At 66.4% G+C, this 14,689-nt stretch carries 12 protein-coding genes and 2 tRNA genes; 11 read left to right on the top strand and 3 right to left on the bottom strand.

Translation table 11 applies throughout. The features are described from left to right. The first annotated feature begins 5 nt into the window (after positions 1 to 5). A complete protein-coding gene (locus JVX90_RS17235) occupies positions 6 to 3,380 on the top strand; it encodes an arabinosyltransferase domain-containing protein (protein ID WP_205329896.1) in 3,375 nt (1,124 codons plus the stop codon). Positions 3,381 to 3,394: 14 nt separating this feature from the next. Here the strand turns inward: JVX90_RS17235 and JVX90_RS17230 are convergent, their stop codons facing one another. Beyond that, a complete protein-coding gene (locus JVX90_RS17230) occupies positions 3,395 to 4,648 on the bottom strand; it encodes a helix-turn-helix domain-containing protein (protein WP_205329895.1) in 1,254 nt (417 codons plus the stop codon). A 161-nt stretch (positions 4,649 to 4,809) separates the two neighbouring features. Between JVX90_RS17230 and JVX90_RS17225 the strand changes: the two genes are divergently transcribed. The 7 genes from JVX90_RS17225 (at position 4,810) to JVX90_RS17195 (ending at position 11,778) form a co-directional block, all read left to right on the top strand. Next, on the top strand, positions 4,810 to 5,730 hold the full coding sequence (locus JVX90_RS17225; RefSeq protein ID WP_205329894.1) for an ABC transporter ATP-binding protein: 921 nt from the start codon (positions 4,810 to 4,812) through the stop codon (positions 5,728 to 5,730). A gap of 9 nt (positions 5,731 to 5,739) precedes the next feature. Further along, complete coding sequence (locus JVX90_RS17220; protein ID WP_205329893.1) at positions 5,740 to 6,507, top strand: ABC transporter permease; 768 nt, start codon at positions 5,740 to 5,742, stop codon at positions 6,505 to 6,507. A gap of 8 nt (positions 6,508 to 6,515) precedes the next feature. Then, on the top strand, positions 6,516 to 7,658 hold the full coding sequence (locus JVX90_RS17215) for a sensor histidine kinase (protein WP_205329892.1): 1,143 nt from the start codon (positions 6,516 to 6,518) through the stop codon (positions 7,656 to 7,658). After that, the gene (locus tag JVX90_RS17210; RefSeq protein ID WP_205329891.1) at positions 7,655 to 8,260 is read left to right on the top strand and encodes a response regulator transcription factor; all 606 of its coding nucleotides are present in this window, start codon (positions 7,655 to 7,657) and stop codon (positions 8,258 to 8,260) included. The genes JVX90_RS17215 and JVX90_RS17210 overlap by 4 nt, the downstream gene beginning before the upstream one ends. 99 nt (positions 8,261 to 8,359) lie before the next feature. Continuing rightward, positions 8,360 to 9,562, top strand: a complete 1,203-nt coding sequence (locus JVX90_RS17205) for a hypothetical protein (RefSeq protein WP_205329890.1) — start codon at positions 8,360 to 8,362, stop codon at positions 9,560 to 9,562. Between the two features lie 128 nt (positions 9,563 to 9,690). Further along, entirely contained in the window at positions 9,691 to 10,698 is a 1,008-nt protein-coding gene (locus JVX90_RS17200) for an alpha/beta hydrolase family protein (RefSeq protein ID WP_205329889.1), read from the top strand. Between the two features lie 87 nt (positions 10,699 to 10,785). Beyond that, on the top strand, positions 10,786 to 11,778 hold the full coding sequence (locus JVX90_RS17195) for an alpha/beta hydrolase family protein (protein ID WP_205329888.1): 993 nt from the start codon (positions 10,786 to 10,788) through the stop codon (positions 11,776 to 11,778). 115 nt (positions 11,779 to 11,893) lie between these two features. Here JVX90_RS17195 and hisC read toward each other — a convergent pair whose 3' ends face one another. Next, entirely contained in the window at positions 11,894 to 12,955 is a 1,062-nt protein-coding gene (hisC, locus tag JVX90_RS17190; RefSeq protein ID WP_205329887.1) for a histidinol-phosphate transaminase, read from the bottom strand. Positions 12,956 to 13,068: 113 nt separating this feature from the next. Between hisC and JVX90_RS17185 the strand changes: the two genes are divergently transcribed. From JVX90_RS17185 to JVX90_RS17175, 3 genes are all read left to right on the top strand, one after another. Beyond that, positions 13,069 to 13,158: transfer RNA gene (locus JVX90_RS17185), tRNA-Ser, on the top strand. 62 nt (positions 13,159 to 13,220) lie between these two features. Beyond that, a tRNA-Arg gene (locus JVX90_RS17180) sits at positions 13,221 to 13,296 on the top strand. A 187-nt stretch (positions 13,297 to 13,483) separates the two neighbouring features. After that, a complete protein-coding gene (locus JVX90_RS17175; protein WP_205329886.1) occupies positions 13,484 to 13,876 on the top strand; it encodes a hypothetical protein in 393 nt (130 codons plus the stop codon). Positions 13,877 to 14,078: 202 nt separating this feature from the next. Here the strand turns inward: JVX90_RS17175 and JVX90_RS20630 are convergent, their stop codons facing one another. Beyond that, positions 14,079 to 14,573, bottom strand: a complete 495-nt coding sequence (locus tag JVX90_RS20630; RefSeq protein WP_240193939.1) for an excalibur calcium-binding domain-containing protein — start codon at positions 14,571 to 14,573, stop codon at positions 14,079 to 14,081. Between the last annotated feature and the right edge of the window lie 116 nt (positions 14,574 to 14,689).

The following is a 14,689-nucleotide window of genomic DNA, read 5'->3' as shown; positions in this document are numbered from 1 at the left end:
GCCCAGTGAGTGAAGTGAAGAACGTGGAAAGCGCAGCCGTCGAACCGCAACGCGGCCCGAGTGAACGCACAGTTCGGATAGCGAAGATCGTCGCCGTGGCCGCCGGTCTGCTCGGTGTGCTGCTGGCCGTCGTCTCGCCGTTGCTGCCCGTCTCGTACACGAAGACCGAGCTCAATTGGCCGCAGGCCGCCGCACAGGACGCGACGCCGGTTGTGCAGAACGTCGCCGCACCGAACGTGTCGTACGTCCCGGTCTCGATGGACATCGCCGTGCCGTGTCGGCTCGCCGCCGAGCTTCCGGCGAGCGGTGGAGTCCTCGTGTCTACGGTGCCGGCTGCAGGCGCCGAAGCGGGCAAGGTCGGGCTCTTCGTCCGGGCCACCGCTGATCGCATCCTGGTGACGCAGCGAAGCTCAGTCGTCCTCAACGTTCCGCGGGCGCAGGCGCAGCGCGCGTCCGACTGCCGGATCGTCGTGCACGCCGACTCGGAGGGGACCAGGGGTGCAGTCGAAGGATTCACCGGCGACGGCCAGACCACCTTCGACGTCCCCGACCCGAACTCGCGCCCGCAGATCCTCGGTGTTTACACCGATCTGCCGAAGACGACGCCGCCGGACGGCTTGACCTTCCGCTCGACCGTCGACACTCGCTTCATCTCCAGCCCGACGACGCTCAAGGGCGCGCTGCTGATCATCGGCGTCCTCGCGACGCTGCTGTCGATCGCGGCACTCGCCGTGCTCGACGCACGCGACGGCAAGAAACTGCGTCGTCTGCTGCCGAAGCACTGGTGGCGGCCCACCGTTCCCGACGTCCTCGTCACCGCTGTGCTCGGGGTGTGGTTGTTCATCGGCGGCAACACCGCCGACGACGGCTACCAGGTGACCGTCGGCCGTGTCGCCCCAGGCGCGGGGTACCTGGACAACTACTACCGGTACTTCGGCGTCCCCCAAGATCCGTTCGGCTGGCACTACCAGTACCTGTCGCTGTGGATGCAGGTCAGCACATCCGTGCCGTGGCTGCGGCTGCTACCGCTGCTCTTCGGCCTCGCCGGATGGTTCCTGATCAGTCGGTTCGCACTGCCCCGCCTGGGCCGGGCGGTCCGGACGTCGAAGTCGGCGTACTGGGCCGCGGCCCTCGGCTTCCTTGCGGTGTGGCTGCCGTTCAACAACGGACTCCGCGTGGAACCGGCCATCACCGTCGGCGTCCTCGCGACGTGGGTCCTGGTGGAACGCGCCATCGCGTCCGGTCGCCTGGTCCCGTGGGCGCTGGCGATCATCACCGCCGCGTTCACGCTGACGATTCACCCGGTCGGCGCGATCGCCGCTGTTGCGCTCCTCGCCGGCCTTCGGCCGCTGATCGCTCGGCTCCGGGCGCGGCGAGCCCGTGACGGCTGGCTTCCGATGCTGGTGCCGCTCCTCGCATCCGGCGTCGCCGTGCTGTACGAGATCTTCTCCGATCAGACCATCGCGTCGATCATGGAAGGCGTACGCGTTCAGGGCATCGTCGGACCCACCAACAAGTGGTGGAACGAAGGCATGCGCTACTACGTGCTGCTCAACCCGACTCCGGACGGTTCGATCGCGCGCCGCATCGGCATCTTCGTGACGATCCTGTCCGTCCTCCTGATCGTTCTGCTGCTGCTCAGTCGACGCCGGATCACCGGCATGCCGACCGGACCGCTGTGGCGTCTGGTGTCGGTCACGGCCGGCGCGGTTGTCGTGTTGGCGTTCGTCCCGACGAAGGCGACCCACCAGATGGGCGCCATCGCCTGTCTGACAGGTGTCCTCGCCGCGGCCGCGACCACGATGATTCGGCCTGAAGTGCTGCATCGACGGTGCAATCGGACGTTCTTCGCCGCTGCAGCGACCTACGCGCTCGCGGTGGCGTTCGCGGGCCGCAACCAGTGGTGGTACGTCGGCAGCTACGGCATCCCATGGGCCGACGACACTCCGCACTTCGGTCCGTTCGCCCTGTACATGCCGATCTTCGCGGCCGCTGTGGCCCTGACCGCCCTCGGCGTCTGGCAGTACTACCGCGACGACGCGTTGAGCGATGGACCTTCCCTGCCCGCCGAGCGTCCCTCGTCCGCGGAGCGTCTTTCGCCCGTCGAGCGCAGTCGAGGCGATCTCGGACTCGTCGGCAGGCTTCCCCGGTACGCGCTGTCCATCGTGTGCGCGATCGTCCTGCTGTTCACGTTCGCATCGGTCGGCAAGGCCGCACTCGGCGACTCGTGGACGTGGACACATTCGAACGTCGACTCCCTGCGCGGAAAGTCGTGCGCTCTGGCCGAGGACGTCCTCGTCGAGGCCGACCCCAACAAGGGGCTCCTCGCGCCCGCAGACGTCGCCGGTCAGAAGGGTGTGAGCGTCGCCGACGCGTTGGCGGGCGGTAAGGGCGGGGCCGACGGCTTCACGCCGAACGGCGTCCCCACGCACCTCGAGAGCGAAGACGACTCCGACAGCGACTCCAGTGGAGCCGTTCAGCAGACGTCCGATGCGACAGACTCGTCGTCGACCTCCGGCGGGTCGGCGGACACCGACGGCGGCACGGTCGGCACCGCGGGTGTCAACGGGTCATCGGTGAAACTGCCGTTCGGCTTGGATCAGAAGAGGGTTCCGGTCCTCGGCACCTTCGGGTCGCCGAACGGGCGTGGCAAGCTGACGTCGTCGTGGTACGGCATGCCTGCTCGCAGTGACGATGCGCCGCTGGTCACGATGTCTGTCGCCGGTTCGGTCGAGTACCTCGACGACCTCGCAGTTCTCAACAGCGGGCAGTCGCTGCGGCTGGAGTTCGGTCGGGTCGAGAAGGACGGCCGAGTCACAACTGTCGCGTCGATGGTGCCGCTGGACGCGGGCGGAGCGCCGCAGTGGCGCAACCTGCGCTTCCCGTTGGCGTCGGCACCGCCGCGTGCGACGGTCGTCCGGATCGTGGCGTCCGACGTCTCGGCGGCCCCCGCGCAGTGGCTGGCCGTCACACCGCCGCGTGTCACAAAACTCGTGACGTTGAACGATCTCGTCGGTTCGCAGGCGCCCGTGCTGCTCGACTGGGAGGTCGCGCTGGCCTTCCCGTGCCAGCGTCCCGCGTCGGCGATCAACGGTGTGCTCGAGGTCCCCGAATGGCGAATCACGCCCGACGCCGAAGGTGAGCGCGTGAACTCGCAGCGCTGGATGGCGGGCGACTACGGCGGGCCGCTCGGGATCACCGAGAACATGCTGCGGTCGGTCACCAAACCCGGCTATCTACGGAACTCCTGGGCCAAGGACTGGGGGACGCTCCGTCGCCTGGAACCCCTCGCCCCGCAGGTCACCGCGCGCCTCGACGTCTCGACGATGCAGCACAACGGACTCTGGACACCCGGCCCGATGCGGCCCTACAAGAACTAGGGACCCGCCCGGGTTCAGGCGCCGAAGCGGCGGTTGAGGAGTCGGACGCGGCTGGCGGCGATGGCCGCGTCGGGGTGACCCGACGGGAGATTGTTTCGGAGGATCGTCCACGCCTGGAAGTCGTCTCGGCCGTGCGGCGACGACGCCCACGCCTGCAGCGCCGTCACATCGCCACTGGCGAAGACGGCGGACCGCAGGTCTTCGCGTAGTTCGTCGAACAGGTCGACGATCCCGGGGGCTGCGGAGTCGGCGATCAAGCCGCCGCGGCCGAACAGTGCGAGTGCGCCGGGGAGGTGGCCGGTGAGGATCGCCTCTCGCATCTCGGCGACGTCGGACGTCACGTCGCCGACGAGGCGGTAAGGGCGGGACGCGACGACGTCGCCGATGTCTCGGCGGAGGCGGGAGATCTCCGCGCGGACCGTCACGGATCCGAGCTCTCCGTCGGACAGCAGTCCTGCGAGCTGGTCGGTGCTCAGGCCGTCCGGATGCAGATGGAGGAGCAGCAGGATCTCGGCGTGACGGGGCGACAGCAGTTTGGCGGGCCGACCCGGTGCGCGCCAGCCGGGTTCGTTCGTGAGCACCGACAGCCGAGACTGCAGGCTCGCGGTGAGGACCCGCTCGGCGGACAGGTCGACGGCGGTCGACTGCAGCTCACGTTCCACCGCCGCGACCACGGACCGGACTGCGGCCAGCGCGAACGGTGCGGCGGCCGCTGCTCCGCCGGTCACGTCGATCGCGCCGATGACCTCACCGGTCACCGGGTCGTGGACGGGCGCGGCCGTGCAGTTCCACTTCTGGACCGGGCTCGCGTAGTGCTCGGGGCCGATGATCTGGATGCTGCGATCCAGGCTCAGGGCCAGCCCGGGGGCATTGGTTCCGACGGAGTCCTCACTCCACACGGTGCCTTCGACGAAGTTGATCTTCGCCGCCGCTCCACGTGTCGAGCGGTCGCCGTCCACCCACAGCAGGCGCCCGTTCCGATCGGTCAGGGCCACCACCACCCCGGCGTCGGCGATGTCGTCGAGCATCAACGATTTGATCAGCGGCCGAACGGACGCGAGCCGGTGAGCTGCGCGGTAGACCGAGAAATCAGTGTCGGACATGCCGTCCGGCGACGCCTCCGGGGTCGCCGTGACGCCCTGTCGGAGCGACCGAGCCCACGAGTCCCGGACCAGCGAGCGGACCGCGCCGTCGGGCGGCGTGACCCCGGACAGGAACTGTTCGTACGCACGCCGAACTCGCGTGGTCGCAGACTTCCCGTTCGACATGGCTTCCTCCGGTGGCACTCGTACCTTGATTGTGCCAAATCGGAGTGACGACGGTCACGGTCGGTGTGTTTGTCGGATCCGTCGCGGCATGACACCTGTCATGGGAAGGACGTGACATCTGCGCTGGGTGACGAGCGCGGCGAAGCGGGAATGTTAATGGCATGAACAGCGCACTCGCCATCTCAGCAACACAGTTGACCAAGAGTTTCGCGGGGCCCAAGGGCGCCGTCGTCGAAGCGGTGAAGGGCGTCGAGCTCGCCGTCCAGCCGGGGGAGGTCGTCGCTTTCCTCGGGCCGAACGGTGCGGGCAAGACGACAACCCTCGACATGATCCTCGGCCTGTCGTCGCCGGATGCCGGCGAGGTCCGCGTCTTCGGTCAGGAACCGTGCAAGGCCGCTCGCGACGGACGGATCGCCGCAGTCATGCAGACCGGCGGGCTCATGGACGACTTCACCGTCGCCGAGACCGTCGGGATCGTCGCTTCGCTGCACAACAGGAACGCCGACGTCGAGGCGGTCATGGTCCGCGCCGACATCGCCGAGATCGCGGACCGCAAAGTGTCCCGCTGCTCGGGAGGCGAACAGCAGCGCCTGAAGTTCGCACTTGCGCTGCTGCCCGACCCCGACCTCATCGTCCTCGACGAGCCGACGGCCGGGATGGACGTAGAGTCCCGCCGCACGTTCTGGTCCGCGATGCGGGCGGATGCACGTCACGGTCGCACCGTCCTGTTCGCGACGCACTACCTGGAGGAGGCCGACGCCTTCGCCGACCGGATCGTGATGATCGCAGGCGGACGCGTCGTCGCCGACGGGTCCACCGCGGCCATTCGGAGCCAGGCGAGTCGGCGGGTCGTCTCCGCGCAGCTCGACGAGACCGCCGTTCCCGCGCTGCATCGAGTGTTCCCGGACCTGGAGATCGTTGAACGCCGCGGTGGACGGATCTACCTGTCACTCGCCGACTCTGACGCCCTCGCGCGGCACCTCCTCACCAGCACCAGGGCCCGTGACGTCGAGATCGCCGCCCACAACCTCGAAGACGCCTTCGTCGCACTCACCTCAGCCACGCCCACCGCAGGAAAGTAGAGACCAACCATGACGGCACTGTCCGGCGCGGGAATCGCGCCCACCTACCTCAAATACGACGTCCGACGCGTGCTGCGGAACCGCCGCGCGATGATCTTCACCATTGCCATGCCCGCGCTGCTGTACCTCGTCTTCGGCGCCACGCAGAAGCACTCCGAGATGGTCGGCAGCGGCAACGTCGCGTTCTACGTCTTGGTCGGAATGGCCGTGTACGGCGCGATCCTGGCGGCGTCGTCGAATGCCGCCTCGGTCTCCATCGAACAGCAGGCCGGGTGGACCCGCACGCTGATGATGACTCCGCTCAAGCCGAGCGGGTACGTCTCCACCAAGGTGGCGCTGGCGTTGACGATGAGCGCGCTGCCCGTCGTGGTCCTCACCGTGGTCGGTGCGATCAGTGGCGCGAAGGCTCCGGCCGGTGTCTGGATCGCGTGCCTGCTCATCGGTTGGCTCGGATCGTCGGTGTTCGCCGCCCTCGGTCTGGCGCTGGGAAGTCTTCTCAAGGCCGACGGCGCCATGCAGGCGCTCGGCGGGGTGCTCGCACTCCTCGCTTTCGCGGGCAACGTGTTCGTCCCGCTCTCGGGCACCATGCTGCGGATCGCCGAGTTCACCCCGATGTTCGGCGTCGTGTCACTGGCGCGCTATCCCCTCGACAGTGGAGTCACGATCGACGGAACCGCGATCAGCGTCTGGGTGATGGTCGCGAACGCAGTGTTCTGGGCGGCGACCTTCGCCACTGCGGCCGCCTTCTTCTACTCTCGCAGTAGCAACCGCCAGTAAGGACTCTCATGAGTGCCCTCCGGGACCGGATAGACCGGATCACCGCAGACGACCGGATGCCCTGGCGCCAATGGCGCTGGGCGTTCGGCGCCGTGTGGCTGATCTTCCTCGTGTACCCGATCTCGTCGCTGATCGGCTCGGACCACACCGTCGGCGTCAAGGCGCTCGGCCTGGCCCTGATCGGTGCATTCGGGCTGGTCTACGCCACCTCCTGCATCCTGTTCATGTACAACGGGCCGGGGATCACCACCGGTGCGGAGCGCTCACGATGGATTTTCGCAGGAGTGCTCGTTGCACTTGTCCTGGCGTTGTTCCCGATTCTGCACGAGGCGACGTTCGGTCTGGCCGGGTTCCTGATGGCGATCATCTCGTTCATCGCGCCGCGTCGCCTGCAGGTAGCCGTCATCGTCGCGCTCATCATCGCGGCCTGGGCGGTCCCGAAGGTTCTGGGCTGGTCCGTCGACTTCGGTGTGGTGGCGATCATGGCGGCCATCGGCATGACGATGATCGCCATGCGCGCGGTCAGCGAACGCGAATCGGCGCGCGCCGAGATGCATGAGCGGCAACGGGAGCTCGACGCCGAACTCGCCGTCGTCGCCGAGCGGGAGAGCGTTGCGCGCGACGTCCACGACATCCTGGGGCATTCCCTGACAGTCATCTCCGTCAAGACCGAGCTGGCGGGCAGGCTTGTCGATCTTGATCCCGAACGCGCCAAAGCCGAGATCGCCGAGGTGAACGCCCTCACCAGGGCGGCGCTCGCCGAAGTTCGGACGACAGTCGGTCGGCTCCGGACTCCGGATCTGCCGGGTGTTCTCGCGTCCGCGGGAAGCGCGCTTCGCGCGGCGGGGATCACCGCGGACCTGCCGGATCCGGCCACGGTTTCGACGCCGAACGCCACGTTGTTCGCCTGGGTCCTGCGGGAATCGGTCACCAACGTGGTCCGGCATTCGGGTGCGTCGTCGTGCGAAGTGACCGTCACCCCGGACACGCTGATGGTCCGTGATGACGGCCGGGGATCACCGCTGCTCACGTTCGGGAACGGCCTGCGCGGTCTTGCGGAACGGGTCGACGCCGCAGGCGGTCGGCTCGCTGTCTCCTCGGACGACTGTGGGACCGTGGTGACCGCGACCGTGACGGAGGAGAACCGATGATCCGACTGCTGCTGGCAGACGACCAGGCGCTGGTCCGCGGGGCGCTCGCCGCGCTCCTCGACCTCGAGCCCGACCTGACCGTCGTCGCGCAAGTCGGACGAGGAGACGAAGTCCTTGCCGCGGCAAGAGAATCGCAGGCGCAGGTGTGTCTCCTCGACATCGAGATGCCGGGCATCGACGGCATCGAGGCCGCCGCCCGTGTGACGGCGGAACTGCCGGGCGTCCGCTCGTTGATCGTGACCACATTCGGAAGGCCCGGCTACCTGCGTCGCGCGATCGACGCGGGAGCGTCGGGCTTCGTCGTCAAAGACACCCCCGCCGCGCAACTCGCGGACGCAGTCCGTCGGGTGGATGCCGGACTCCGCGTCATCGACCCGACGCTGGCCACGGAGAGCCTGACGAGCGGGGAGAATCCGTTGACGCCTCGCGAGTCGGATGTGCTCGCCGCCGCGCTGTCAGGCGGAACCGTTGCATCCATCGCCGCGCAAGTGCATCTGTCGCAGGGCACCGTGCGGAACCATCTGTCGTCGGCCATAGGCAAGACGGGTACGTCGACGCGTGCCGAGGCCGCGAGGGTGGCGCACGAGCGCGGCTGGATCTGATCGATGCACCCGGACGGCGTGCTTGCCGCCTCGCTCGACCGTCCGATGTGGCGAGATTCGCAAGGGCGGGTTGTCGGTGCCCGCCGGTAGCATGTGGTCATGTCCGAAAATGCTCGCTCAACCACGGTCGCCGATCTGCGGCAGTGGACGAACGACGCCCGCGTCCCCGGCCAGCCTCCGGAGCTGTCCGACCTGTCATGTCTGCTCATCGCGTCGGCGTACCTGACGCCGACGGCGCGAGCGACAGTCGTTCGCCGGGCCTCGAGCAATCTGCCGCTTCCATCACCCTCTAACGGGTACAGCGAACTCCGTCGGGTCCAGCGCAGCATTCTCCACGCCGAGGGCTACCTCGGCACCACCGTGCTCCCCGGGTTGGTCCAGCCGATCGTCCGGTCGCGGTTGGCCGGTCTCAACCGTCGTCGGGAAGACGCACACCGGGCGGTCGTCACCGCGAAGGGGATCTTTCCGAGTGGTACACGTGCGATCCGTCGGGAACGCCGCGAGAACACATACCTGGAGATCGATGAGCGCGAGCAGCTCTTCTCGGGCCTGCTGTGCACTCCGGTCCCGAATCGCCCTGTCGGCGCTCGTAAAGCCGGTTCAGACATGTTCGACAAGGTCGTCGGCGCCGTCGGGCAGGTCGGCGGTCGCGGTCCTCGCCGCCAGATGGAGGAGATGGCGGCGAAGGTCTTCGGACCGGACGCAGTCGCTACGGGGACCCTCGCACGCGGTGCGGCGTTCTCCGACGGCTACGAGACTCTGCTGTTCGTCGCGGGGCACTATTACGACCGGATCCGCACCAACCCCGCCTGGCTGTCGGATCACTTCGAGATGCAGCGTGTCCAGGTGAATCTTCACGCCGAGCTCGCCGAGATCTCCGCCGACATCGTTGCGCTCCGTGCACTGCGGGTCGACCTTGATCAGGCGAAACGTAACGGCGGTTTTGATGCAGGCTTCGCCGAGCACATCGCTGCGAGGGAGAACGCGCTGCGTCCGGTCTGGTCGGAGTTGATCGACCGTGTACACGCGCTCAGCGAGATCGCCGCGACGGTCGAGTCGGCCGCCGTCGAACTCCGTCTGCTCGACGAGTTCGACCGAGCCTCCACCATCGACGCTCGCATCGATCATCTCCTTGCGAGGTCGGGTGACCGGGAGATAGGCGCGGACCACACGCGTCGGTTGTCTCAGCAAGTACGCAGCGGCGAAGAGCAACTACGCGTGTACCGAGACGTCTTGCAGGGCAACATCTCGCAGCTTGGGCCAGGCTTGATGCGAGAGCTTCCGGAGCGATACGAACCCTGACCGGGTGTCCGTTTCATCGGCGTGTGGATGCCACACGGGCACACATCCGTGCCGTCTGTCTCGACATGTGACCGGTGGGGCGATCCCGATGGGGTGTGATGTCCGTCTCGACGCTACGGTTGGCGTCCATGTCCCCCTCGCGGTTCGTCCGTCTCACGGCTGCCCTTGCGGTCGTCGCCGTGTCTCTTATAGGTGTTCCCAACGCCGTCGGCATCGCGTCCGCTGACGATCCGTCGCCGACCGCCCCTGACGCGTCGGCCATCGTCTCCGAGAAGCGCGTCACCCCGTTCCGCGTCGACCTCACCGTGAGCTCGTCCTCGATGGGCTGGGACGTCAAGGTCACTGTTCTGTCGCCGACCGGCGACGCTCCGCGTCCGACGATCTACATGCTCGACGGTGCAGGTGCGGGCGAGGATGTCAGCGACTGGATCACCAAAGGTGGCGCGGAGGAGTTCTTCGCGGGGCGCAACGTCAATGCGGTGTTCCCGGCAGGTGGTGCCGCGTCGTTCTATACCAACTGGCTCAAGGAGGACCCGAAGATCGGGCGTCCGCATTGGGAGACATTCCTCACTCGGGAACTGCCCCCGGTGATCGATGGTCGCTTCCACGGCAACGGAAGCAACGGTGTTGCGGGCCTCTCGATGGGTGGCCAGTCGGCATTCACGCTCAGTAGTCGCAATCCCGGGCTGTACCGCGCGATCGGATCGCTCAGCGGTTGCCCCGTCATCACCGGCGCGAAGAACGAAGCGTTCGTGAAGGCGACCGCCGCGATGTACGGCGGCAATGCCGAGAAGATGTGGGGTCCGGCAGGAGGACGATACTGGCGTTCGCATGATCCACAGTTCCGCCTTGATGCACTGAGGGGAACCACCATCTATATGGAGTCGGCCCAGGGGAAGCCCGGAGAGGCTGATCGTCACGGCGACCCGGATTCGGAGATGCCGCCCTCGATCGTCTTCGGGATCGCTTCGGGTGTTGAGATCGGTGCCGACAGTTGCACGCGTGAGTTCGCAGTCAAGCTGACGAAGGCGAAGGTGCCGTTCACTCTGGACTTGCGGAGGGTCGGAACGCATCGTTGGGACTACTGGAAACTGGGCCTCGGGCGCATGTGGAAGGTGCTTGAGCCTGCGTTGTGACGTCCGCGTTGCCATATCGCTAACGCTTGGCTTCCTGTTATCTGGGCCACACCTACTGGTGCGTAAACTTCGGTACTCTTAGCCACCATGTGGTCCCATCGGTTTACACGTATCGCTTCTGCTGTCACAGCGGTCGCAGTAGTCACAGTCTTGGTGCCTGCTGCGGTAGATGCGGCGCCGTCTCGCCACCGTGCTGCTCGCATTGTTGCAGCGAAGAACGTGTCGCTCGAACGGGTGGACATCACCGTCGACTCTCCATCGATGGACCGCAAGATGAAGGTGACCGTTCTGACGCCCGGCGGAACGGCCCCGCGTCCGAGCCTCTACATGCTCGACGGCGCGGATGCAGGTGAGAACGTCAGCGACTGGATCACCAAGGGCGGCGCCGCTCAATACTTCGCCGGACGCAATGTGAACGTCGTCCTCCCCGCGGGCGGCGCGGCGTCGTTCTACACCAACTGGCGCAGCACCGACGCGAAGCTGGGCAAGCCGCAGTGGGAGACGTTCCTGACCAAGGAACTTCCCCCGCTGATCGATGAACGGTTCCACGGATCCGGCAACAATGCGGTGATGGGGCTGTCGATGGGCGGCCAGTCGGCCTTTGCGCTCGCTGCGCGTCACCCGGAGCTGTACCGCGGTGTCGCGTCGTTGAGCGGCTGCCCACCGATCACCGGGCCCGCCAATGAGGCGTATGTGCGGTCGACGCTAGCCAAGAGCGGAGCAGACGCCGTGAAGATGTGGGGCACCCCCGGCGGCGAGTATTGGAGAGAACACGACCCGGCGCGGAAGCTGGACGCTCTGCGTGGCAAGCGAATCTTCATCTCCGCGGGCTCCGGCGCAATCGGGCCCTTCGATCTGACCGCGGACTACGATCCGTCGGAAGGCCCGCGCGACGCGCAGATGGCGGCAGGTTCGGCGCTCGAGATGGGCGCGTACCGCTGCTCCCTCGAATTCGCGGCTGATCTCCAGCGTGAGGGAATCGCCTTCACCCCCGGATTCCGCCTCATCGGCACGCATCGCTGGGACTACTGGAAGCAGGACCTTCCCAAGGCGTGGGAGACGCTCGCCCCGGCACTCTGAGTGCCCGACGCGGTCTCCTTCGGCATCCGCTGCACTCGTCGAGGCGGATCGACACTTCGTTGACAAACGCGGCCTTCACGAAGGCCGCGTTTGTCATTGAAGGTCGCGGTGCGGACTACCGGCCGACATAGGCCGAGGCGAAGGCCAGAAACGAGTCGTCCTCGTCGCGATCGGTCACCGTGACGCGGACGCCGTCGCCTGCGAACGGTCGGACGATCACGCCGACCGCAGTGCTCGCCTCCGCGAATGCCGTCGACTCGTCGCCGAGATCGAGCCAGACGAAGTTGGCTTGTGAGTCGGGCACGCGGTACCCGAGGTCGCGCAACGCTGCTGTCACACGGTCGCGTTCGGCCACCACGGCCTCAGTACGTTCCAGAAGCTCGTCTTGGACGCGCAGAGAGGCCACTGCGGCCACTTGAGTCAGTGTGCCGACACTGAACGGAACGTGGATCTTTCCGAGCGCCGTGATGACAGTCGGGTGCGCGACGGCGTATCCGACGCGCAGGCCGGCGAGACCGTACGCCTTCGAGAAAGTGCGCAGCACAACAAGATTCTCGAACTCGCGGCGAAGCTCCAATGCGTCGTAAGCGTGGGGGCCGTCGAGCCGCGTGTACTCGAAGTAGGCCTCGTCGAGGGCGACGACGACATCGCTCGGCACCGCCTCCAGGAAAGCGCGGAGCGCTGCCGCCTCCACAACGGTGCCGGTCGGGTTGTTCGGGTTGCAGACGAAGATCAGGCGGGTGCGGTCGGTGATCGCCGCGGCCATGGCCTCGAGGTCGTGGACGCCGTCGCCGGTCAGCGGGACCTGGACGGGAGTGGCACCCGCGACGCGCGTGGCGAGTGGGTACGTCTCGAACGAACGCCACCCGAACAGGACTTCGTCGCCCGGACCGGAGGTGGCGGTGATCAGGTTCTGGCACAGGATCACCGACCCGCACCCCACCTGGATCTCGTCCGGTGTGACGCCGAGCGACTTGGCCAGCTCGTCGGTCAATTCCACCATCCCGTTGTCGGGGTACCGGTTGAGCGTGGCGACGGCGTCGGCGATCGCTGCCTGCACGCTCGGCAGCGGGGGATGGGTGGTCTCGTTGCTCGCGAGCTTGATGGCGCCCGGAAACGTCTTGCCGGGGACGTAGACGGGCAGGGAGTCCAGGTCTGATCTCATGCGTGGGGCCACCCCTCGAATGTATGCCCCGCGCGCCTGTGGCACGGCGGCGACCTGCCGATTTGCTACAGCTTGAAAGGTCTGTGTAATGTTCTGCCTCGGAAGTTCGCGATACGAACTCCGCTGGAGGCGTGCCAGAGCGGCCGAATGGGACTCACTGCTAATGAGTTGTTCCGCGTAAAACGGAACCGGAGGTTCAAATCCTCTCGCCTCCGCCGACCGAGGTTCGCCCTGGGTAAAATTGAAGAATGACGATCGGGTACACTCGATCACGCACGCGCCCGTAGCTCAACGGATAGAGCACTTGACTACGGATCAAGAGGTTAGGGGTTCGAATCCCTTCGGGCGCACCATGTTTCAAGAACCCCACCCGGTTTCCGGGTGGGGTTCTTTTGTCGTCTCCAGTGCACGCGGGTCACCGTGATGTGACCGGACACACCAAACATTTGCTGTTGAATTGCTAGATTCTTCGTGGGATTCGTGCGACGCTCACTTGGTCGGGCGCGTATGTCCGACATGACTCGAATAATGGGGGGAAATATGAAGAATCGTCTGTTTGGCATTGTGCTTGCTGCGTTTGCTGCACTCGGACTCGTCGCCACGGGGGCTGTGGCGACGACGGGCCAGGCGTCGGCGGCGGTGGTGCGTGACACCGGTTCCAAGGTGTTTGTCGGTTTCACCAAGGCGGAGACCAAGCAGCTCGCGCGTTCAGGTGTCGCCGGGGTCCTCGACCATCCTGCGGTTCGACCGCATTTCTACGGCTCGGTCGATCCGAAGACCCGCTTCAAGCGCGTTTATGTCCCAGGTCGCGGTTACGTGACGTATGCGACCGCCAACGGCTTGGTTCGCGAGGCGGCGTCGCACAACGGCAACGTCTGGATCAGTTTCAACCGCACCGGAAAGCGTGCGTTCACGCTCTGGACGCGCTGGTAGTGGAACGATTCACCAAGGGCGGGACTGGATGACCCGGTCCCGCCCTTGGTGGGTCTAGTGGTTGTGGTGCGTCAGCAGATCGCCCAGCCGATGCGCCTCTCGTTCTCCCGAGCCACGAGGCGGCCGTTGATGCGCAGCTCGCAGAAGGCGGTGGGGGAACGATCGTTCCGCACGGAGCCCCACACGAAGTGCCCACGGGGGTTCAGCTCGATCGAATCGAAGAACCCGCAGAACGCCGGCCGTTCCAGTTGTTGAGGTCGATGTAGCGTGTCTGGAAGTGGCCGAAGAAGTCTTGATACTTGATCAGGTTGCCCGTCCGACGTTTGGTGCAGAAGACGTAGTGGATCCGGTCGAACTGCCGGGAGACGTTCGATGCCCGCTTCGGTTGCGGCTTGGGTTTCGGTGCGGGAGTGGATCGCGGCGGTCTGGGCTTCGGCTTCGGGGTCACTCTCGGTGCAGGGGGTGGGGCGGCGTTTCCTGTCTCACACGCGACTCCGTCACCATCTCTGTCGAGGCCGGGACGGTAGCCGTCCTGTCCGCGATATATCGGGGCGGCGTCTGCAGATCTGACGGCATCACAATTCTGGTAGTACGCCGCAGGTCGGGGTTGAGCGTCGGCGACCGAAGCGGCGAAGGTCGAGGAGGCGAGAGCCGCGGCGGTGACTGCTGCCGTCACTGCGATCGTGAGTCGAGGCATGATATGACCCTTCCGTCGGTGATGTCCTGTGATTACAACACCGATGAGACCTTCGATATCGCCCGAACCTGTCGGGCGAACAGAGGATTTGTCGAGGCAGAGGGGCAGTCGACGGC

Source organism: Gordonia sp. PDNC005, assembly GCF_016919385.1.
In the GTDB taxonomy this organism is placed as follows: domain Bacteria; phylum Actinomycetota; class Actinomycetes; order Mycobacteriales; family Mycobacteriaceae; genus Gordonia.
This window is presented reverse-complemented; position numbering and strand designations above follow the sequence as displayed.